This is a genomic window from Pseudomonas sp. MF09150 (assembly GCF_059862355.1).
Genome location: NZ_JCBCUS010000008.1, coordinates 411708 through 431538, shown reverse-complemented (window position 1 = coordinate 431538; position 19831 = coordinate 411708). Strand labels below are relative to the sequence as shown.

Below are 19831 nucleotides of genomic sequence, written 5' to 3'. Positions count from 1 at the left end.
TACTGACCATATCCGGAATCTGGCCGCGACGATCAACGCCCCCAGCGCGCGGTCTACGTGTGCTCTTGCCTTGTCGCAGACACTGCACCAGCTCCTTGCGCAACTCCCCGACGGGCATCGCATAGATCGCTTTGTAGATGGTTTCCCGGCAAACGTAGGCTTCTTCGAAATTGATTTTCATGACACGCAGCTTGCCCGCGATTTGCTCTGGGGAAAAGCGTTCTCGAAGCAAATGAAGCACCAGCTCGAAGCGTTCATTGCCCAGAACCAATTTTCTGGCAGGGCGGCAAACTTTACGGCGCTCGCGAGTGTGAGCCTGTGCAACGTGGGCAACGTATCTCCCATTGAGGGATCGATTGCGACGCAACTCGCGGCTGATCGTAGAGGGGCTTCGGCCAAGCATTCGAGCTATCTCGCGCTGACTAAGACCTTGATATTGCCCGACCTGGATCGTGGCGCGTTCTTCGACGCTGAGTTCTGTATAGGACATGGCGGCACCTTACCGGAGGGTGAGGTGTTGCACTCAGTTTTTGCGGCCGCCCAGCCATTGGTAGCGAGATGTCTGGGATAGGTATCCGGGAAGAACAATTCTATATTCTAGAAAGTTGGCTGCAGGCACCGAACTTCCATCACTGATGACAATAACTGCTGGCTCATACGGCATATCACTATTTGTATCAAAGCCTGTGGTTATTTCTAGCTCCGCAGTCATTCCGAGTATTGCCGCGTTAAGGGCTCCGACGGAGTCGTCGACGTTCTGCTCAGTTACCCAACGACGGTATTGACTTGGTAATCCCCAGCGACTATGACGGGCCCAGAGTTCAAGAGAGCTCGATTCAGCTTTCTTTGCCATCATTGCAATTCCATAGGCCGCGAGACTAAGAACCAGAGCTATACCCAAAGGACCGAGAAAAACAGCTTGTACCGCAAGTGCACCGATTACTCCGAGTCCCGCAGCTCCAAATGACAATAGTTTTGCCGTGTTATATCTATCCGCTGATATTGAGTCACCTTGCTTAGATACACGGCGTTCAGCAAGAGTGTACTGAACTCCATCCATCACCCCCGCGACCGCAGCAATCGCCCCCCCATACTGCGCAATTCGCACCCCCATCATCACCGTCTGCACCTGCCCTGCCACCCGCACCGTGGTCGTCAGCCCCGGCCGCAATAGCTGGGTCCCTACACCCGCAATCTCGACCCCCACCCCCATCACCCCGATGGACGACGACCACACCGCCGCCAGCGCCTCGGGATTGCCGCTGCCCGGGGTGTTGAGGAAGGTTTCAAAGTTTTTGCGCAGGCTGTCTTGCTGGAACCAGAGGCTGCCCAGGCCCAGCAGCAGGTCGGCGCCGGCAGGGGCTGCGGAGATAGCGGTATTGCGCATCCGTTGCATGGCGCCTCTGGCCAGCGCTTGGGCGTCGTCCATGCTGATAGCCAGCGTATGCAGCAGCCGGGTGCTGCCGCTGTGGAGCGTGGCGGCGCCGATGCTGATGCTGCGCAGCGCCTCTGTAACGTTGGTGCTGGCATTGGCCCGCAGTTTTTCCAGGCGGGCTTGCAGGTCTTGGGCGCTTTCCAGGGACCAGAGCATGACGTCGACCAATTTGCCGTGGTTGCCGGAGACGGCGATGGCAATGGCGCCGCTCACCACCATGGCGCGGATCTTTCGCTCTGCGGGTTTGCGAAATTTCTGGTCGAGTTGGGTGATGAATTGATCGGTGCGCTCTTGCATCGCCTCGTTGAGCAGGGATAGGTATTCGCCAAGCCTCAGGGACACCACAACCTGGGTCACCTGCTGGCCGGCGTAGCGCAGAAAGGCCGCGCTGTGCACATGGCCAATCAGCGTCTGGGTCTGTGCCGACAGCTGTTGCGTCAGGGCGTTACTGGCATTGGTGGTGGCCGCCAGTATCTGGCCGATGGCGTGCTTGACCGGCGCGATCATCAGCTCCTTGCCTTCGTGGGTGGCAATGATGCTTTTCAGGGTGTCGTAGAGCTTGCCCAGATCATCGCCCGCCAGCGCTGTTTCCAATTGGTCGAACAGTGCCTGGTCCTTGGCCAGCAAGGCCTGATAAAGCAGGCTCTGGCGGTCTTCGAGCAGGGTTTTCCAGAGGCGCTGGGTCGCGCCCAGGGTCTCGGTGTCTGGATGGATGACTTCGCTGGGGCCGCCCACCAGGCACAGGCTCATCATGCGAATAAAACCTTCTACGGAGCGTGTGGAGGTCACGCTGTAGTCATACCGGGCGGCGAGCTGGAATGGCGCGGCCTGGTATTCCCGGGCGTACAGCTCGCCCTCGCGGTCGATGGCCTGCTGCCAGGCCTTTTGCTCGGCCAGGTAGGCCCGTTCGAAACTCGCCCGTTGGGCTTCGTCGTACCGCTCTTCGAGCCGCTCGCGGGCCTCGGTCTGCTTGAGTCGGGTCCCGCGTTGGGTTTCGGCCTCGACATCGATGGGCGGCAGCGGTGCCCTGAGCCCTGCCGCGCTGTTGTTCCAACGGCGATGGTGTTCGTCCAGGGCCTTGGCCTCTTCGCTGGCCTCGGCAACCGCCCAGGCATCGCGCAGCTCCTTGATGCCGAGCAGTGCCTGGGAGGTGAAGAACTCGAAACGCCGCTTCGGCTCGGCGCGCCACTCCTGCAGGGCCCTGACCCCGCTTACCCGCTGGGCATTGCATTCCTGCACCCGGCCAATCGGGTCGGGCAGCACCACCGCCAGCACTCCCCCCTCCTGCAGGTTTTCCCGCTGAACCAAGTTCCGCACATGGCGTAAAAAGAGCCCACCTCGGTGATGGCGGCTGTAGAAGCCGTGGACGCTGACGAAGTCCCCGGGGTTGGCCTCCGAGTACTCCAGCACTTGAGTGATCTCGAGGTGTTGCTCGGTCATCACGGTGCCGACGCTGCTCGGGTTGTCGCGCGCCGCCTTCAGATCGAGCTTGTGGAATCGGCCGTCCAGCGCCGTACCGTCATCCGCCGTGCCACGCCGGTACTGATCCAGCACGCTCTCTGGCCATGGATCGTTGGCGAACGCAATCCACGCAGTCGAGTAGGTGTCGGCGTCGATATTGATAAAGGACGCACTGAAGTCGTGGTCCTGGGCGATGCAGGAAGGGCTCAGCGACCTCGGTTGTTCGCGCGGGACCTGGTAAGGGCGGAACTGGCGCAACGCACCTTCGGGCGTCACCTGGTAGGCCTGCCATTCTTTTTGGTCCAGCAGCACGTAGAGGTAGCCTTGGCGAAGTATCCGCGGCTGGTCGAGGATCATCGGGATCGACGCCGGCCTCGAGCCGGACACGGGCGTCTTCTTGTGCATGGCGAAACGCGTTGGCGCATAGGCCGCCCGCAGCGGCAGGATCGGCAGGCCAGTGCGCTGGCAGGCATTGCAGGCCCCGGTGGGGTTGGGCGCGGCCTCGTTGATGGCAATGCCGAGGGCGGTGCTGGTGCTCATGAGTAGTTCTCCGCGCGGGGCAGGGAGGTCGCGATGTGGGTCCAGACCGCGTCGTCATAGGCGTCGAAGCGTGCCTGCAGGGATAGGTTGCCGGCGGCGGCTTGGGCGATGTCGCGCTGGATGTCGGGGTGCTGCGGCAGGTGGGGATGGATGAATACCCGGTGCAGGCAGAGGCTGATGATGTCGTGGCTGTCGCTGAGTTTTCGGTCCCTGGCGTCGCGGACCAACCGGAAGGCGTGGGTGCCCGCTTGTGGTGGCAGCAGGCTGGTGCCTTTCCAGCGCCAGGGGGCGTAGCGCGGTGGCCGCTTCAGGGCATGGCGCCACACGCCCAGAAAGTCGCTGATCAAAGGGGCGAGGTGCTGGGTGTCGCGAACTAACGGGGGCAGCTCCCCTTGCTGAGGAACGGTACTGCCGCGCAACACGGTAAAGCTGCCCCAGCTTGTGGGGCAGAGCCAGGCACTGATGGGGCCGAGCACTTCAGCTATTTGGCTGCGCAACGCTGCGATCAGGAGTTCCAGCCGGATGGGCTCATACCACGGCGACAGCGTCCGGCCTCGACCGGGAGCAGTGGCGTGGCATTGGGCGACAAGGTGATCGGCGACCGCCGCCAGCGGTTGTGGGCTGAGCAACCAACCGCAGACATAGCGCTTGTTGCGCGTCAGATCGTCCAGGGCGTAATGGGCGCCCAGTTCCAGGTAGCGCGCTGCTGGGGTTTCACCCGGTGCCGCCAACTGGACCAGTGCAGGGCAGGCTTCGGGAGAGTGTGCCAGGTCCGGCCGCAGGACCCGGGCAATAGCCGACTCACCCAGCGCCTGAGTCAGTGACGGAATGCTGAGCGGGTGCTCCTGATCGCACTCGGCCAAACCATCGACCAGCACATAGAGGTAGTCACCGGGCGCTCGATACTGCTCGGCGAAGTGTATGACAGGGCGCGCGGTCATCGATTGCGCTCCACGCAATCGGCTTCGAGCCCATCGAGCACCTGATTGATCAGGGACAGGCTGTTGCTGCCAGCGCCGCCCTGTAGATTTAGCGGCCCCTTGACCACGATGTTGATGCCATTGAACGTGATGCCGGAGCCGTCGATACGGATGCTGCCCCCCGGCCCCCTGATCAGCAGTTCATCTGCGGCCTGTAACTCGTAGTCCTTGGTTCGGTGCCGAATCGCCTGGCCTGCTTGCAGTTCGGATCGGCCTTCGATGGTGAGTTCCTGATGCCCGCCGATGCTGACCCAGTGGTTGGCGGTGGTCTTGTCGCGGCGGTGATTGCCGACTTCTTCGGTACGGTCTTTGCCGGTGCGGATGCTGTGGTTGCGGCCGATGCTCAGGGTGTCGTCCTGGCCGATTTCGTGGCGGCGGTCTTGGCCGATGTTCACTTGTTCGTCATTGCCGACCGTCTCTTTGCGGTCGTGACCGATGCTGATGCTTTCGTCGTGTTCGACTTGTTCGCTGCCATCATGGCCAACGAAGGTGGTTTCGTCGTGCTTGATGTGGATGTTCTGGTCTTTCTGCCCGTGGACGTAGATTTCTTCCTGGTCCTTTTCATCCTCGAAGCGCAGTTCGTTGAAACCTTCGCCCTTGTGGGTTTTGCTTTTGAGGGTCATCCGGGTCTTGTGCCGGGGCAGTTCGTAGGGCGGCAGTTGCAGGCGGTTGTAGGTGCGGCCGGTGATGATCGGTTGGTCCGGGTCGCCGTCGAAATGGTCGACGATAACCTCCTGGCCGATACGCGGGATGGCCATATGGCCCCAGGTGGCGCCCGAAATGTTCTGCGAAACACGGATCCAGCAGGAACTGTATTCGTCCTGCTTGCCCTCGCGATCCCAGGGGAATTGAACCTTCACTCGGCCGTATTCGTCGGTAAATATCTCCTCATTTTTTGGGCCGACTACCGTGGCGTTCTGCGGGCCGTCGATACGGGGTTTGGGCAGCGGCTCGGCGCGCCATTCGGCATCGTCCGGCACCAGTTCGGCCTGGTAGCTGTAATGGGTGCCCAGCTGCGCCTCGGCACTTTCTTCAGCCTGGCTGGTGTGCTGTTTGCCATGGTGAACGATGCTCACCGGGCGCCAGCCTCGGTTCATGTCTTCCCGTGGGTGGCCCGCAAGAGTGAAGGAAATGCCCGGTTGCAGGCGCGGATCATCGCCCTCCACCAGGGCCATGCGCGCATCGCGCCGATGACCACGTAGGCGGTTTTCAGCGAAGGGTTTGCCGGCCTCGTCAAACTTGGCTCGGGCCGGGTAATCGTAGCGTTCGTATTGGCGACCTTGATGGTCGAGATCGACGCCATCGCGGCTGTGCTGGTGGCTGTAGCGCGGATGGTGGAAGGTGTAGTCGCGCTGGGTCTGGCGCGCCGTGCGTACGTTTTCGCTATAGGCAAAACGCCGCAACGCGGGCTGGGGTTGGTCGCCACCCGGTATGGGGTTGTAATGCACCGGCTGATCACCCACCCGACCATGGATAAACAGACGGTCGCTGTGAACCAGCTGGTGGCCTTCGGCACTGTGCCTAAAGGAGTAGAAAAATCCTTCTTCGCGCATGATGCGTTCGACAAAGTGGTAGTCCGTATCGCCCGCCTGCACGCAGTACTCACGTGACAGATGCTCGTTGGTGACCCGTTGTTCGTAGTCTCGAGTCAGCCCGTGAGCCTTGAGCACCGCCTCGGTAATCTGCGGCACGGTAAGGGTCTGGAAAATGCGCCAGTCGGAGCTGAGTTTAAGTCGCGCCAGACGCGGTTCGACCACCGCCGAATAGCGCGTACGCCTGAAACCACTGTCGTGCTGCACGAAGGAGGACACGGCGCCATGCACATAGCGCACGGGAGTCTCGCCGTGCCAGAGGGTCAGCAGCGCGGACCGATCCAGCACCTGTCCAAAGTCGATGGCGGGTTTGGCGCTGCTCAGTTCGACGTAAAGATGAAAGGTCTCGCACAGTGCTTCATGCAACGTGAACTCAACAACGTCAAAAGACTCGTTGCCAACGCTGAAGGTAAAACGCAGATCGGATTGGCTTGGCATGGTGTGCTCCCGGCAACTTGTCACCCACATCAAGCGAAAGAACAATCGGTGCTTGACTGCACGTCACTCAAAGTGGACGTGCTTGGGTTTAGCGGGCAGGAGCGTGCAGGTTTTACGGGGCTCGTGGATATCAGAAGTCACTGAAAAGCACAGAGAAATGTCGCTTAAATCGCGCGATATTTAGTCTGACTCTCTGCTGTTCAGCCCTTCGTCATCCTGAGCCACGCACGGGCGCATTGGCCAAGAGCCGCTGCTTAACCCCTCACGGCTTCCACGCCGTAGACGCCGCCGCGGCCTTGAACTTGGCGCGGTTTTCGGCGCTGGCCGGGGGCTCGGAGTCGCCGAAGATCGCTTTCAGCCAATGGCCGTCGGTGGGGTTGGGGAACAGGATGAATTGCTGTCCGAACTGGGCCTTGTCGGCGGTCATCAGGGCGCGGCGTTGTTCGACGTCGGCCACGTAGTATTTGCGTTTGAAGTCGTTGAGGTTGTCGCCGAGCATCACCACCACTTGATGGTCCTTGGCGATTTCCTGCTGGCGCGGCTCTTTGTTCGAGCTGTCGCGGTACACCGTCAGGTGCTGCTCGTCGGCGAAGGGCAGGCCGTTCTTGCGCAGGTTGGCCAGGGCGTATTCGTAGGTTTTTTCGCCTTGGTCGCGGCTGGTGACGTAAAACACTTCGACGCCCTTGGACTTGGCGTAATCGAGAAACTCCACGGCGCCCGGGGTGGCCACCGGGCCGTTTTCGGCGACCCATTTATCCCAGGCCGCATCGTCGAAAAACTCCTGGTCGGCGTTGATCATGTAGCCCCAGTAGCTGTTGCTGCTGAGCACGGTGTCGTCCATGTCGCTGATGATGGCCAGGGGTTTGTCGCCGGCCTTGTGCGCTTGCAACGCCTGGTCCAGGCGCAGGCGGGCGATGTTGAAACCCTGGTAGTACAGGGCCTGGAACTCGGCGGCGGTCTGCTTCCAGGCCACGGCGGCGGTCAGCAGGTTCGAGGCCGGTGCCTCGGCGGCGAATGCGGCACCGCCTTGAAGCAGCAGGAGTGAGAGGGCCAGGGGCAGGATCTTCTTGTTATTGAGTGTCATGGGCGAACCTTCAGGGCAAATGAGCGCAGGCGCGGCGCGGGCCGCCAATGGGTTCTATAGCAAGCGGGCGGGCCACTCAATGCCCGGGTCGCCTTTGCATAACATCGCGACGCAATCTGCTGCGGGCGCTATGGCGAGGCCAATGGCCATCAGGCGGCGGCATTAACTATCGTCGGCCCTACGGCTCGGGTATTCTGCGCTGCACCAGCGGCCCACAGCGTCCATACCTCCTTCTTTGCAGTGTTCCGTCCATGAATGAGTCTTCTCCCGCCATCCCCAGCAACCCAGTCCCTCGCGGCGGCAAGGCGGGCGCTGCGATCCGTGCCCACGACTGGTCGACCTCGCCCCTGGGGCCTATCGAGCAGTGGCCGAGCCTGTTGCGCAGCACCTTGAGTTTGATGCTGGAGTCGCCCGAGAGCATGTACCTGCTCTGGGGGCCGGAAAAAATGTTCCTGTTCAATGACGCCTATGAACCGGTGCTCGGCCCGCGCCTGGACACCGCACTGGGGCAAACCATCGAGACCCTGTGGGCCGATGCCTGGCCTCAGGTCCAGCCATTGGTGGAGCAGGTTTATCGCGGCCAGTCCTGTCGCTTGCAAGACATGCCGATCCGCATGCAGCGCTTTCCCGGAGAAGATCAGACCTGGTGGTCGTTCTCCATGAGCCCGGTCTACGACGAACAGCAACACACGGTGGTCGGCCTGTTGTGCTGCACCGTGGAAACCAGCGATCAGGTGCTGCTGGCCGAGCATGCCCGGCTGACCGAGTCCTCGCTGCGCGAGACCCGTGAACTCAATACCCGCGTCCTGGCCAGCAGCAATGACTGCATCAAGGTCCTGGACCTGGACGGCAAGCTGTCCTTTATGAGCGAAGGCGGGATGCGGGTCATGGAGGTCAGTGACTTCAATGCGATCCGGGGCTGCCCGTGGCCCGATTTCTGGCAGAACCAGGGCAACACCGATGCGCGGTCAGCGATTGCGGCGGCCCAGGAAGGCCGCGCGGCGCGCTTCCAGGGCGTGGCCGAAACCCTGTTGGGGACTCGCAAATGGTGGGACGTGCAAGTCACGCCGATGCTCGATGCCGAGGGCCGGCCGGAGAAGATCCTGTGCATCTCCCGCGACATCAGCGCCACGCGCGAGGCCGAGGAGCAGTTGCGGCAACTCAACGATTCCCTGGAGCAACGGGTGCAGCAGCGCACCCAGGAGCGCGACCGGATCTGGCGCCTGTCTGCCGACCTGATGATCGTTGCCGATTTCAACGGCACGATTGTCGCCGCCAACCCGGCCTGGACCCAGTTGTTGGGCTGGAGCGAGGCCGAGTTGCTGGGGCAAAGCGCCTACGAACTGCTGCACCCGGAGGACCGGGTGGCTGCGGCCCAGGTGGTGGCCGAGCTGGCGCGCGGGGTGAGTTTTTCCAGCTATGAGGGGCGTTACCGGCACAAGGACGGCTCCTACCGCAGCGTGTCCTGGTCGGCCGTGCCGGACCGCACCCATATTCATGCCGTGGGCCGTGACGTCCAGGGCGAGCGCGAAGCCGCCGAAGCCTTGCGCAAGACCGAAGACGTGCTGCGCCAGGCGCAGAAGATGGAAGCCATGGGGCAGCTCACCGGTGGTGTGGCCCATGACTTCAACAACCTGCTGACGGTGATCAAGTCTTCCACTGACCTGCTGCGGCGCACCCTCAGCGAGCAGCGGCGGCTGAGCTACATCGAGGCGATCTCCGACACCGTCGAGCGGGCCAGCAAGCTCACCGGGCAGTTACTGGCTTATGCCCGGCAGCAGAACCTGCGACCTCACACATTTGACGTCGGTCACAGCGTGCAAGCCGTGGCCGATATGCTCAACCCGTTGCTGGGGGCCTGCATCGAGCTGCGGATCGAGCTGCCCGCCGAGCCGTGCTTCATTCATGCCGATGCCGGGCAGTTCGATACCGCGCTGATCAATATGGCGGTCAACGCCCGCGACGCGATGCAGGGTGAGGGCTTGCTGGTGATCACTGTCGAGCGGGCGCACTGCACCCCGGCCAAGGGGTTGTATGCCGGGGTGGTGGGGGAGTTTGTCGCGGTGTCCTTGGCCGACACCGGTTCGGGCATCGACCCGGCGCAGATCGAGCGTATTTTCGAGCCGTTTTTCACCACCAAGGAAGTGGGCAAGGGCACGGGGTTGGGCTTGTCCCAGGTGTTCGGTTTCGCCAAGCAGTCCGGTGGCGAGTTGCTGGTCGACAGCCAGCCGGGGCAGGGTACGCGTTTTACCCTGTACCTGCCGCGTTCGCTGCAGGCGCCGGAAGCCGCGCTACCGAGGGCAGCCAGCCCGGAGCGGATCGACGGCCAGGGCGCGACCCTGCTGATGGTCGAGGACAATACCGAGGTCGGCGGCTTGCTGGCCCAGGCGTTGGTTGAACTGGGCTATCGCGCGCAATGGGCCACCAGCGCCGCCGAGGCCCTGAAGCTGCTGGCCCAGGGCACCACGCCGTTCCAAGCGGTGTTTTCCGATGTATTGATGCCCGGCATGAGCGGCATCGAGCTGGCCGAGGAAATTCGCCGGCTGTACCCCGGGCTGCCGGTGATCCTCACCAGTGGCTACAGCCCGGCCCTGGCCCAGGGCGGGTCGCGGGAGTTCGTGTTCTTGCAGAAACCCTACTCGGTGGACGCCCTGGCCCAGGCGCTGAGCGTGGCGATCCAGTCCGGCGGGGCGCGCCAGGACGCCTGAGGCGCAGGGGCCCGTCAGGCGTTTTCAGCTCCTGCGGTAGACCGCCAGGAACGCCGCCAGCGAAAGCATGGTCGCGCCGCAGCAGCGGTTGAGTCGGCGCATGCCGGTTTGCGTGAGGACCTTCGCCGCCTGCACCCCGCCTGCGGCGTAGAGCCCCATCACCAGGATATCCACCACTGCCGAGACCAGCGCCAGCAGCGCGTACTGCATCAGGGGCGGTTGGCTGGGGTCGATGAACTGCGGCAGGAAGGCGGTGAAAAACAGCAGCACCTTGGGGTTGGTCAGGGCCACTGAAAAACTGCGCCAGAACACCTCGCCGCCGCGGCTGCCGCCGGCCATGGCCGCGGGGTCGAGGGCCCGGGGCTGGCTGCGCCACAACTGAATGCCGAGCCAGGCCAGGTACGCCACGCCAAGCCATTTCAGGGCCAGGAACAGGTTCTGCGAAGCCATCAACATCGCCCCCAGGCCCAGGCCGACGGCGGCGATGATCAAGATATCCGAGAGCGCCGCGCCGGCCATGCCCACCGCCACCAGCCGGCCATTGCGCGAGGTGCCGTTGGCCATGGCCAGCAAGGAAGTGGGGCCGGGAATCAGTGCGCCGATCAGGCAACTGGTGGTGTAGAGCAGCAGCGTGGCGGTGTTCATTCAGGTGTCTCGGGCACGGGGTTGGCCAACACGGCCAGGTACTGGCCGCTGTCGGGGGTGAAGGAGGCGAACTGCTGGCTGCCCGGTCGCTGGACCCACAGGCGGCCACAGTTCTGGCACTCATACAGGCTGGTCATCGAGGCGACCTGGATGCTGGTGAATTGATCCTGGAACAGCTCATCGGGTCGGGGCCTCCAGGGCGTGTTGCCGTACTGCTCGACGACCAGTTGGTCGAGTCCATTGTTGCCGACCGCCTTCAGCAAGCGCTTGACGCTGTCCTGGGTACGCTCCTGGAATATGGATTCTTCCTGGTCCCGCAGCAGGCTGGCCTTGTACGGCAGGTCGTCGGTCTGGTCGACGATCACATGTCCACAGCAGCAGGCGAGTTTGCTCATAAGGGATCAATCCAGGTGTGTGCGGCGAAAGGGCCAATACTCGCCGCTGCACCCTCGGCCCGTCTATAGCGTTGCGCTGTCGACAGTCCCGGGTTGCCTCTTGCCCCCGACTTCAGGAGAATCCCTCGGCGCGCGGATGACGGTCGTTATCGGTGCCCCCCCTCAGACAGGATGTTCAAGTGAAAGGAATCGCACCCTACCGGGCCTCGGCCAGAGCCGCCCTGCCGATGTTGCTGGGCCTGTTGAGCTGTTGTTTGCCGGCGGCGCTCCAGGCCAGTGAACAGTCGCCCCCCGCGCCGCGCCCGACCCCGGTGTCCATGCAGGCACAGACAGCCGGCCAAGGCTGGAGCGAGCAGGTCGGCCACGGCGACTATTCGCGTCAGTTCCAGTACCAGTCGCCGCTCGGTGGCGATGGCAAGGTCATGGTGGTCTGGTTCGAGTTCCCTGAAAGCGGTGCGCGTTTTCTGCTCAAGACCGCGCGCTATGAGGCCGGCAGCCGCCGCTTGAGCGATGAGCAGACCATCCTGGCCCAGGGCAACGAACGCTTCCATGTGTTCGCGCCTTCGCTGGTGGCCGACGGGCAAGGCAACCTGACCGTGGTCTGGAGCCCCGAGAGCGAGATCGGCAATACCGTGCTCAGCGTGCGCTACCAGGCCGACAGCGGGCGTTGGGGCGCGCCGTTGCGCCTGGATCGAAACTACCCGGGGGACACGACCAACAAGTCCATCGGCCCGGTGACCGGCATCGACGCCCAGGGCAATGTGTTCGTGGCCTGGGACCAGCAGCCCCGAGGCTCAGCGACCCCGGGTTCGCCCATCCCCCATGAGCTGCGCAGTACCCGCTATGACGCCCGGCAGCAGACCTGGAGCGAACCGCAAAAGGTCAATCGCGATATCGGCAGTCGCTCCTACGGCGTCGATGCGCAGCGGCTGGTGGTGGATGATTCCGGTTTCGCCACGCTCGCCTGGCGTCAGCAAAGTGTGAAGTCGTTTCTGTTTTCCCGCTCGTTCGAGGCATCGTTGCTGGTGGCGCGCTACGACCCGCAAGCCAAGCAATGGAGCCGCCCGCGATCGCTCGCGACGTCCGACTACATGGTGGGCCGACCGGTAGTGGCGGGCGCCCGGCGTGGCGATGTGGCGGTGCTGTGGTATCAGACCGACGGCCTGTTTTCTGCCCACTACACCCCGCGTACGGACAAATGGCAGCAGACCCAGCTCGATGACCCACAGCGCGAGCGCAGCAACCTCGACGGTTTTCCACCCCTGGCCATGGACCCGGCGGGCAATGCGGTGACGCTCTGGAACAGCCCGGAAGCGGGCATCCAGGTCACCCGCTATGAGTCGGCGCGCCAGGCCTGGAGCGCGCCCCTGACCCTGGCGTCTCTGCAGCGCTGGCAGACCCCGTTTTTCACCACGCCCGAGGTCGATGCAGCGGGCAATATCATGCTGGTCTGGAACCTGATCGGGTATTGGAACGCCTCGGGCTCACGGCCTGGCAGCGCACCGATGGATGAGGTGCAAGTCACCCGCTTCAGCGCCGACAAGCAGAGCTGGAGCCCGCCGCTGACGGTGGTCCGGCAGTTCGACGGCGAGCCGCTGATTGCCGAAAGAATCGCCACGCGCATGGACGCCCGGGGTGCCATGGAACTCAGTTGGTGGCACCAGGTCGGGGAATCTTCCACGCGCTCGTTCAAGCGCTACGGCGCGCCGCTTTTTGTGGAGCCGGGGGCTCGATGAACAAGGACACCGACTTGCCCCAGGATCCGCTGCAGGCCCTGCTGCATGACTTGCGCCTGGCCCAGCCCGAGCTGCTGGCCCTGGTGGAATGCCTGCGGGAACAGGTGCTGAAGGTGTGCCCGATGGCCAGTGAAACGGTGAAGTACGGCGGCATCCTGTTCAGCCAGGCGCAGCCGTTCTGCGGCATTTATGCCTACCGCGAGCATGTGACGCTGGAGTTCAGCCAGGGCTATCTGTTGCAAGACCCGGAACAGTTGCTGGAGGGCGGCGGCAAGTTTCGCCGGCATCGCAAGGTGCGCACCCTGGATGACGCCCGGGACTCACGGCTGGCCGACTTCCTGGCCCAGGCCTGGCAACTGGCGGGCTAGGGCGGGCCCATGACTGCATCCGATAACGAGGCCGACAGAGCGATGGACAGCACCCAACTCCAGGCATTGCAGCAACTGCGCCAGGCGGTGCCGGTGGGCGTGCGCCATGCACGGACCCTGCTGCAACATTGTGCCGGCGATGTGGCCTTGGCCGCCGAGCGCTTCCGGGCCGAGACCGTGCAACATCTGGTGGCTCAGTCAGGCTTGCCTGCCGCACAAGCCGAGGCGTACCTGCGTGCGGCTGGCTACGAGTTGCCGCGGGCCCTGGTGGCCCTGGAGGAAGCGCGTTTCAGCCTGACCCAGCGCATGCTGCGGACCCATCACCGCGACCCGGATCGGGCCCTGGGCCTGATCGCCGGCGCCGTCGAAACGGTGCATGGCCTCAAGCGCGAGTACTGGTTGTGCCTGGATCAGTTGCAGGCGTTGCCAGCGCCCTTGCGCAGCTTTATGACCCTGCATGAATGGCTCAGTTACGAAGAGTGGGAAGGCTTCGACTGTGCCCTGTACTTCCATCTGCCCCTGGTGCTGGCCGAGCTGCGTCGGTTGCAACTCGATGAGCTGGCGACTGCCCTGGAACAGGCCGACCTGCGCCAGCGCCAGCGACGGGAGCAGCAGTCTGATCCCGTATCAAACATCAGCCAGGACCCGCTGTTCGCCGCCTGCGAGCAGACCTACCAGCGCCTGCGGTCAAGCCTGGACGCGGCGCTGCTGGCCCTGGTCGAAGGCCATATCGAGTTGTTCCCACAGTAGCCGCCAACCCTCAGCGGTCGTGGTGGCACACCAGGCACAGCTTGTTGCCCTCGGGGTCGCGCAAATAGCTGCCGTAGTACTCGGCGTGGTAGTGCGGGCGCAGGCCCGGCGGGCCTTCGCAGTGGGCGCCGAGACTCAGGGCCAGGGCGTGTGCGCGGTCGACGGTGGCGCGGTCGGCGGCCAGCAGGGCAAACATCTGGCCGTTGCCGGGAGCAGCCGGTTCACCGTCGAACGGCCGGCCGATAACGAACAGTGGCCGCTCGTGCTCGGGGTGTTTCCAGCCGGCCCAGGGGTGTTGGTGATCGAGAAACTTCACTTCCAGGCCCAGCGCCGCCATCAGTGGCTGATAAAACGCCAGGGCGCTTTCGAACTGGTTCACGCCGATAAATACATGGGACAGCATGGGGCTTCTCCTGAAATGACAGCGGCAAGGGGGCTAATGCCGATCGGTTAAGCGCTAGAGCGAACGAAACATGACCTGTGGCGAGGGAGCTTGCTCCCGTGGTGCCGGCGGGGGCTCCGGGGCGTAGCAGTCCCATTTTTGGGGCCGCTACACGGCCCAGCGGGAGCAAGCTCCCTCGCCACAATGACAGTGCTTGCCCTTAACTGACTGGCATTAGGCAAGGGGGCCATGCTGACACCCTTGCCGCGTCGTTGAAACCCGGGGTTTACCAGTCGTAGGTCATTTCCAGGGAGGCCACGCGTTCCTGGCCGTAGTAGCAGCCAAACGAGTAGTTGCAGTCCGAGATGTACTCGCGGTCGAACAGGTTCTGCACGTTAAGGCTGGTCTGCAAGCCGCGCAGGCTTGGCGTCAGCTTGCCCATGTCGTAGCTGATGGTGCTGTCGTAGACCACGAAGGACGGGGTGGTGAAGCTGTTGGCCGAGTCGGCGGGTTTCTTCCCGGTGTAGCGCGCACCCAGGCCCACAGTCAGGCCGTTGAGCAACGCCCGGGTGAAGTGGTAGTTGCCCCACAAGGTGGCCGAGACCGGGGCCTGGGCCTCGCTGCGGTTGCCCTTGTCGGAGGGGTAATTGGTCTTGGTGTAGAACGCGTCGATGTAGGTCGCGGCGGCCAGGATGTCGATGTTGTCGATGCTGGACTTGAGCTCCAGCTCCACCCCGCGCGAGCGCACTTCGCCGTCCTGGATCTCGTACTCGGGGTAGTCGAGGTCGCCGGTCTTGACGTTTTTCTGGGTGATCTGGAACACCGAGGCGGTCATCAGGGTCTTGTCGTTCGGCTGGTATTTCACCCCGACTTCATACTGTTCGCCCTCGGTCGGCTTGAAGGGCTGGCCGCCGCGGTCCGGGGCGCTGGTGCCGATGGTCGGCAGGAACGACTGCGAGTAGCTGACGTAGGGCGCCAGGCCAAAGTCGGTGAGGTAGGTCAGGCCGACGCGGCCGGTGAACTTCTGGTCCTTCTGCTCGACGATGGAGTGGGCCAGCAGGTCCTTGTTTTCCACTTCGGCCCAGTCCTTGCGCCCACCCACGGTGAGGATCCACTGATCGAGCTTGATCTGGTCCTGGGCGTAGAGGCCGGTCTGGCGGATGGTGTTGTCCCACTGGGTGGTCAGGCTTGGGGTCACACTGTCGGTGTTGTAGTTGTTGTTCTGTCCGTAGAGGTTGATCGGCAGCACACCGTAGGCGTTGTAGCCGGTGTACTTGCGGTTGAAGTTGCGGTAGTCCAGGCCCACCAGCGTGGTGTGTTCCAGGGGGCCGGTATTGAAGTGGTACTCCAGGTTGTTATCGAGGGTGTAGGCACTGTTGTGCTGTTGCCAGTCGAGTTTGGTGCGGGTGGCCTGGGTGTAGTCGGTGACGCCGCCGTTGACCACGAAACGGCTGAGGTAGAAGCCCCGGTAAGCGTCGCGAGTGTCGATATAGCGCGCGGTCTGGCGGTATTTCAGGTCGTCGCTGAACGCGTGGCTGAAGTCATAGCCGAGCACGTACTGGTCGCGCTTGTAGTTGTTGTAATGGGAGTCGCCGAGAAACAGGTCACGGTCGATTTTTTTGCCGTTGGGCCCTCGCGTCAGCGAGCCGATGGCCGGCAGCGCCTGGTAGTCGGCCAGGCCGTCATCGCGCTGGGCCTGGGCATACAGCGTAAGGCTGGTGGCGTCGTTGGGGTTCCAGGTCAGGCTCGGCGCCAGCAGGCTGCGTTGGCTGTTGGTGTGGTCCAGTTGGTCGTTGCCTTTCTTGCTCAGACCGACCAGGCGATAGGAAAACTGTTTCTGTTCATCCAGCGGGCCGCTGAGGTCGAACGCACCATTGACCCGGTGGTAGCTGCCGACGCCCAGCTTGACCTGGTTGCGCTGCTCGCTGGTGGGGCGCTTGGACACCATGTTGATCAGGCCGCCGGGCTGGTTCTGCCCATAGAGCACCGATGACGGGCCCTTGAGCACTTCGATCCGTTCCAGGGTATAGGGGTCGATCTGCGGCGCACCGCCGAGGCTGCCGGCGTAGGGCAGGTAGGCGCCGTCGAGGTACAGCGGGGTCGGGGCGAAACCACGGCTGGTGATCTCGTCGGCAATGTTGTTGCGGTCGGTAAAACCGTTCACCGCCAGGCCCGGGGTATAGCGCAGGGCCTGGGTCAGGTTGCGCGCGCCCTGGGTCTGGACCTGGTCGGCGGTGACCACGTTGATGGCCTGGGGGATTTCCAGCAGCGGGGTGTCGGTCTTGGTCCCGGTGGCGCTGCGGGTGGCAACATAACCGTCCACCGGGCCCCAGGCCGATTCGGCGGCCTTGCCGGAAATACTGGTGACGTCCAGTTGCAGAGGGCTGCCGTCCTGGCTCACCGGCAGCAAGGAGTAGCTGCCATTGGCCTGGCGCACCGCCTGCAACCGGCTGCCGGCCAGCAGCTGTTGCAGGGCCGCGTCCGAGGCGAAGCGCCCGTGCAGGCCAGCCGTCTGCCGACCCTGGGCCGAGGCCGGTTCGAAGGACACCGTCACCCCTGCCGTGGCGGCGAACTTGGCCAGGGCCACATCCAGGGCTCCTGCGGGAATATCGAACTCCAACTCGCCCGTGGTTTGCGCCCAGGCACTGGTGGTCAGCGCCAGCATCGCCAGCGGGGTGCTCAGGGCCAGGCCCAGCAGGCTGCGGCGCAGGGCGCGCGCCGGAAGATCAAGGGCAGAGCGCTGGCTGTGGGGGTGGGGGTGACACGAGGGAGTCGGCTTGCTAGGGGACATGCGGTTTCCTTTCGCCCATTGGCAGTGGATGGCGGCGTCTGTGCGCCTCTACCTAGCAAGTCGCATGAGAATAAAAATCAACAACCCCTGAGCCGAAAAAACTTTCGGCTTTTTTGTCCGGGGGTAGAGGGGCGCGGTAGACGGGCCGCTTCAGGCCGGTTCGACCTGGGTCCAGTAGCGGCTGAAGCGACTGATGCGCACTGGCAGGGTGGTGGTCAGGTTATCGAGCACGGTGTCGAGATCGCGCAACTGGAAGGTCCCGGAAATCCGCAGTGCCGCCACGGCCGGGTCGCAGCCCAGGTGGCCCGGGCGGTAGCGTTGCAGTTCGGCAATGAATTCGCCGAGGCTGCGGTCGCTGACCAGCAGCATGTCGCGGGTCCAGGCATCGGCATAGGGCGCCGCCGGTTGCAGCGTGCCCAGGCGGTCATCGGCAAAGCTCAACTGCTGCCCGGCCTCGACCCGCAGCACGGCGCCCGGCAGGTCGGCGGGGCGTACCTCCACTGCATGCTGCTGCACGCTCACCGAGCTGGTCCCGGCCTCGCTGCGCACGATAAAACGCGTGCCCAGGGCGCGCACGCTGCCCTGGGCGGTGTGCACCACAAACGGCCGCGCCAGTGCGTCGCGGGCGGTCTCGATGAGGATTTCCCCGCTGAGCAACTGCAGTTCCCGCAGGTTGGCGCTGTAGCGGATATTCAGTGCGGTGGCGGTGTTCAGTTGCAGTTGGCTGCCATCGTCCAGGCGTACCCGTCGGCGCTCGCCGGTGGCGGTGCGCTGGTCGGCCACCAGGGTCGGCAGGGGCGTGGTGCGCCAGGCCAGAGTGCCCACGCAGCCGCTGGCCAGCAGCAGCGACAGCAGCTTGAGCACTTCGCGGCGTTTGGCCCGGGCACCGTTCAGGGCCGGGCGCGCCAGGCCCGCGGGTGCCTGGTCGAAGGTGGCCTGCAAACGGCCCATGCGCTCCCAGGCCAGCACGTGGCGCGGGTCATGTTCCAGCCAGCGCCGGTGGGCTTCGTGCAGGGCCTCGCTGCGGGCTTCACAGCGCAGGTCGACGTACCAGCGGGCGGCGGCTTCCAGGGTGGCGTAGTCGAGTGCTTGCGGCTGCGCCATGGCTCAGTCCTCCAGTGCCAGCAGGCAGTGGGTCAGGGCGCGGACCGCGTGTTTTTTCACGGTGTTGACCGAAACCTGCAGGCGGCGGCCGATCTCCACATAGCTCAGGCCGTCGAGCTGGGCCAGCAGGAAGATCTCTCGGGTGCGCCCGCCCAGGCCGTCGAGCAGGGTGTCGATGCGCACCAGGGTCTCGATGATCAAGGCCCGGGTTTCCGGCGAGATATCCACCGGCTCGGGCAGCGCCATCAACGCTTCGAGGTAGGCCTGCTCCAGGCCTCGGCGGCGGAACATGTCGATCATCAGGCTGCGTGCGACGGTGCTCAGGTAGGCCCGCGGCTCGCGCAACTCCGGCGCCTTGCGCTGGGTCATGACGCGCACGAACGTGTCCTGGGCCAGGTCGGCGGCGTTCTCCACGCAGCCAAGCTTCTTGCGCAGCCAGCCGCACAGCCATGAATGGTGCTCCTGGTAAAGCGTGTGCACGGCGTGTTGCTGCGAGAGATCGGGGGGCGACATGGGCGGGACCATTGCGGAGGCATTTGATAATGCATCTCATTTTCTTGCAGGTGCAATGGTTTGGCAAGATTCAACCGCGCCCGCTGCACGATTGCAGCGAGCGCCAGGGGGAGGCGGGAAGGTTTAGCTACGGGAGCGGTCCAGCCATTCCACCGAGCTGCGCCACAGGCAAATACCCAGGAAGTACGCCGACATCGCCAGCCACACCACCATCACCGCCGGGCTTTCATCCGGGTGGCGCAGTACCAGCAGCAGGCTGCACAACAGCCAGATAAAGGTCACGGCGATATTGATCGGCATAAAGCGCCGCACGCGGAACGGGTGCAGGAACTTCATTCGCGACAACGTCAGCAGGGCCAGGCCGATGATGCTCAGCAGCGTCAGCCAGGCCGGTGGGGCGATGATGTACAGGCACAGCGCGACCACGTTCCAGGCGGCGGGAAAGCCCTGGAAGTAGTTGTCCTTGCTTTTCATGTTGACGTTGCAGAAGCAGAACAGTGACGACACCAGGATCAGCGAGGTGGCCAGCAGCGGCGTGTAGTCGGGCAGGGCGATGTAGCGGTAGATAAACAGCGCGGGGATAAACACATAGGTCAGGTAGTCGATCACCAGGTCCAGTACCGAACCGTCGATATTGGGCAGCACCGACTGGGTGTTGACCTTGCGCGCCAGCGAGCCGTCGACCCCGTCCACCAGCAGCGCCACGCCCAGCCAGATCAGGCAGGCTTTGGGCTGGTTGTCGAACAGCGCGAGGGTGGCGAGAAAGGCCGTTACCACGCCGGTCGCGGTGAACCCATGGGCGCCCCATGCTTTGAGCCTGGCGATGTGTAGAGTCGATATCACGGGAGGTTCTCCAGGAAGTAGTGCAGGCCAACGATCCTCGTCGACAAGGTCGCCACGGCCCAGGCC

16 protein-coding genes are annotated in these 19831 nt (G+C 63.8%); 4 read left to right on the top strand and 12 right to left on the bottom strand.

Annotated features, from left to right (window positions below; translation table 11 throughout):
- From AC19YX_RS28055 to AC19YX_RS28035, 5 genes are all read right to left on the bottom strand, one after another.
- The coding region (locus AC19YX_RS28055; RefSeq protein WP_500607540.1) for an IS30 family transposase at window positions 1-490 on the bottom strand (490 nt) is incomplete at its 3' end.
- 33 nt (window positions 491-523) lie between these two features.
- On the bottom strand, window positions 524-3436 hold the full coding sequence (locus AC19YX_RS28050) for a T6SS effector BTH_I2691 family protein (protein ID WP_500607539.1): 2913 nt from the start codon (window positions 3434-3436) through the stop codon (window positions 524-526).
- Window positions 3433-4377 (bottom strand): hypothetical protein, encoded by a 945-nt coding sequence (locus AC19YX_RS28045; RefSeq protein ID WP_500607538.1) that lies wholly within the window; start codon window positions 4375-4377, stop codon window positions 3433-3435. Before AC19YX_RS28045 ends, AC19YX_RS28050 begins: the two co-directional genes overlap by 4 nt.
- Window positions 4374-6446, bottom strand: a complete 2073-nt coding sequence (locus tag AC19YX_RS28040) for a type VI secretion system Vgr family protein (RefSeq protein ID WP_500607537.1) — start codon at window positions 6444-6446, stop codon at window positions 4374-4376. The genes AC19YX_RS28045 and AC19YX_RS28040 overlap by 4 nt, the downstream gene beginning before the upstream one ends.
- Before the next feature lie 262 nt (window positions 6447-6708).
- Window positions 6709-7530 carry a 5'-nucleotidase, lipoprotein e(P4) family gene (locus AC19YX_RS28035; RefSeq protein WP_500607536.1) on the bottom strand — a complete coding sequence of 274 codons (822 nt, stop codon included), beginning with the start codon at window positions 7528-7530 and terminating at the stop codon, window positions 6709-6711.
- A 251-nt stretch (window positions 7531-7781) separates the two neighbouring features.
- Between AC19YX_RS28035 and AC19YX_RS28030 the strand changes: the two genes are divergently transcribed.
- Window positions 7782-10238 carry a hybrid sensor histidine kinase/response regulator gene (locus AC19YX_RS28030; protein WP_500607535.1) on the top strand — a complete coding sequence of 819 codons (2457 nt, stop codon included), beginning with the start codon at window positions 7782-7784 and terminating at the stop codon, window positions 10236-10238.
- 24 nt (window positions 10239-10262) lie between these two features.
- On the opposite strand, the gene AC19YX_RS28025 is transcribed toward AC19YX_RS28030, so the two are convergent.
- Window positions 10263-10883 carry a LysE family translocator gene (locus AC19YX_RS28025; protein WP_500607534.1) on the bottom strand — a complete coding sequence of 207 codons (621 nt, stop codon included), beginning with the start codon at window positions 10881-10883 and terminating at the stop codon, window positions 10263-10265.
- The gene (locus tag AC19YX_RS28020; RefSeq protein WP_078473367.1) at window positions 10880-11278 is read right to left on the bottom strand and encodes a DUF8617 domain-containing protein; all 399 of its coding nucleotides are present in this window, start codon (window positions 11276-11278) and stop codon (window positions 10880-10882) included. The genes AC19YX_RS28025 and AC19YX_RS28020 overlap by 4 nt, the downstream gene beginning before the upstream one ends.
- A gap of 179 nt (window positions 11279-11457) precedes the next feature.
- Here AC19YX_RS28020 and AC19YX_RS28015 point away from each other — a divergent pair, with 179 nt between their 5' ends.
- Genes AC19YX_RS28015 through AC19YX_RS28005 form a run of 3 tightly spaced genes read left to right on the top strand, consistent with a single transcriptional unit; the run spans window position 11458 to window position 14132 of the window.
- The gene (locus AC19YX_RS28015) at window positions 11458-13014 is read left to right on the top strand and encodes a hypothetical protein (protein ID WP_500607533.1); all 1557 of its coding nucleotides are present in this window, start codon (window positions 11458-11460) and stop codon (window positions 13012-13014) included.
- Window positions 13011-13382, top strand: a complete 372-nt coding sequence (locus tag AC19YX_RS28010) for a DUF1801 domain-containing protein (RefSeq protein ID WP_201131747.1) — start codon at window positions 13011-13013, stop codon at window positions 13380-13382. The genes AC19YX_RS28015 and AC19YX_RS28010 overlap by 4 nt, the downstream gene beginning before the upstream one ends.
- A gap of 9 nt (window positions 13383-13391) precedes the next feature.
- Window positions 13392-14132: a hypothetical protein gene (locus AC19YX_RS28005; protein ID WP_500607532.1), complete on the top strand. Its 741-nt coding sequence runs from the start codon at window positions 13392-13394 to the stop codon at window positions 14130-14132.
- Window positions 14133-14142: 10 nt separating this feature from the next.
- Here the strand turns inward: AC19YX_RS28005 and AC19YX_RS28000 are convergent, their stop codons facing one another.
- The 5 genes from AC19YX_RS28000 to pcsA all read right to left on the bottom strand — a co-directional run bounded on the left by AC19YX_RS28000 (window position 14143) and on the right by pcsA (window position 19765).
- Window positions 14143-14535 (bottom strand): VOC family protein, encoded by a 393-nt coding sequence (locus tag AC19YX_RS28000; RefSeq protein WP_078473363.1) that lies wholly within the window; start codon window positions 14533-14535, stop codon window positions 14143-14145.
- Between the two features lie 265 nt (window positions 14536-14800).
- Window positions 14801-17179, bottom strand: a complete 2379-nt coding sequence (locus AC19YX_RS27995) for a TonB-dependent siderophore receptor (RefSeq protein WP_500607546.1) — start codon at window positions 17177-17179, stop codon at window positions 14801-14803.
- Window positions 17180-17455: 276 nt separating this feature from the next.
- Window positions 17456-18409 carry a FecR domain-containing protein gene (locus AC19YX_RS27990; protein ID WP_500607531.1) on the bottom strand — a complete coding sequence of 318 codons (954 nt, stop codon included), beginning with the start codon at window positions 18407-18409 and terminating at the stop codon, window positions 17456-17458.
- 3 nt (window positions 18410-18412) lie between these two features.
- On the bottom strand, window positions 18413-18922 hold the full coding sequence (locus AC19YX_RS27985; protein WP_020296863.1) for a sigma-70 family RNA polymerase sigma factor: 510 nt from the start codon (window positions 18920-18922) through the stop codon (window positions 18413-18415).
- A 123-nt stretch (window positions 18923-19045) separates the two neighbouring features.
- Window positions 19046-19765 (bottom strand): phosphatidylcholine synthase, encoded by a 720-nt coding sequence (pcsA, locus tag AC19YX_RS27980; protein WP_078473360.1) that lies wholly within the window; start codon window positions 19763-19765, stop codon window positions 19046-19048.
- Between the last annotated feature and the right edge of the window lie 66 nt (window positions 19766-19831).

Bases quoted from the DNA above. Each gene is read 5' to 3' on its own strand.
- AC19YX_RS28005 (WP_500607532.1), top strand. From the start codon at position 13,392: ATGACTGCATCCGATAACGAGGCCGACAGAGCGATGGACAGCACCCAA.
- AC19YX_RS28050 (WP_500607539.1), bottom strand. From the start codon at position 3,436: ATGAGCACCAGCACCGCCCTCGGCATTGCCATCAACGAGGCCGCGCCC.
- AC19YX_RS28040 (WP_500607537.1), bottom strand. From the start codon at position 6,446: ATGCCAAGCCAATCCGATCTGCGTTTTACCTTCAGCGTTGGCAACGAG.
- AC19YX_RS27985 (WP_020296863.1), bottom strand. From the start codon at position 18,922: ATGTCGCCCCCCGATCTCTCGCAGCAACACGCCGTGCACACGCTTTAC.
- AC19YX_RS28025 (WP_500607534.1), bottom strand. From the start codon at position 10,883: ATGAACACCGCCACGCTGCTGCTCTACACCACCAGTTGCCTGATCGGC.
- AC19YX_RS28000 (WP_078473363.1), bottom strand. From the start codon at position 14,535: ATGCTGTCCCATGTATTTATCGGCGTGAACCAGTTCGAAAGCGCCCTG.
- AC19YX_RS28010 (WP_201131747.1), top strand. From the start codon at position 13,011: ATGAACAAGGACACCGACTTGCCCCAGGATCCGCTGCAGGCCCTGCTG.
- AC19YX_RS28020 (WP_078473367.1), bottom strand. From the start codon at position 11,278: ATGAGCAAACTCGCCTGCTGCTGTGGACATGTGATCGTCGACCAGACC.
- AC19YX_RS28035 (WP_500607536.1), bottom strand. From the start codon at position 7,530: ATGACACTCAATAACAAGAAGATCCTGCCCCTGGCCCTCTCACTCCTG.
- AC19YX_RS28045 (WP_500607538.1), bottom strand. From the start codon at position 4,377: ATGACCGCGCGCCCTGTCATACACTTCGCCGAGCAGTATCGAGCGCCC.
- AC19YX_RS28030 (WP_500607535.1), top strand. From the start codon at position 7,782: ATGAATGAGTCTTCTCCCGCCATCCCCAGCAACCCAGTCCCTCGCGGC.
- AC19YX_RS27995 (WP_500607546.1), bottom strand. From the start codon at position 17,179: ATGCTGGCGCTGACCACCAGTGCCTGGGCGCAAACCACGGGCGAGTTG.
- AC19YX_RS27990 (WP_500607531.1), bottom strand. From the start codon at position 18,409: ATGGCGCAGCCGCAAGCACTCGACTACGCCACCCTGGAAGCCGCCGCC.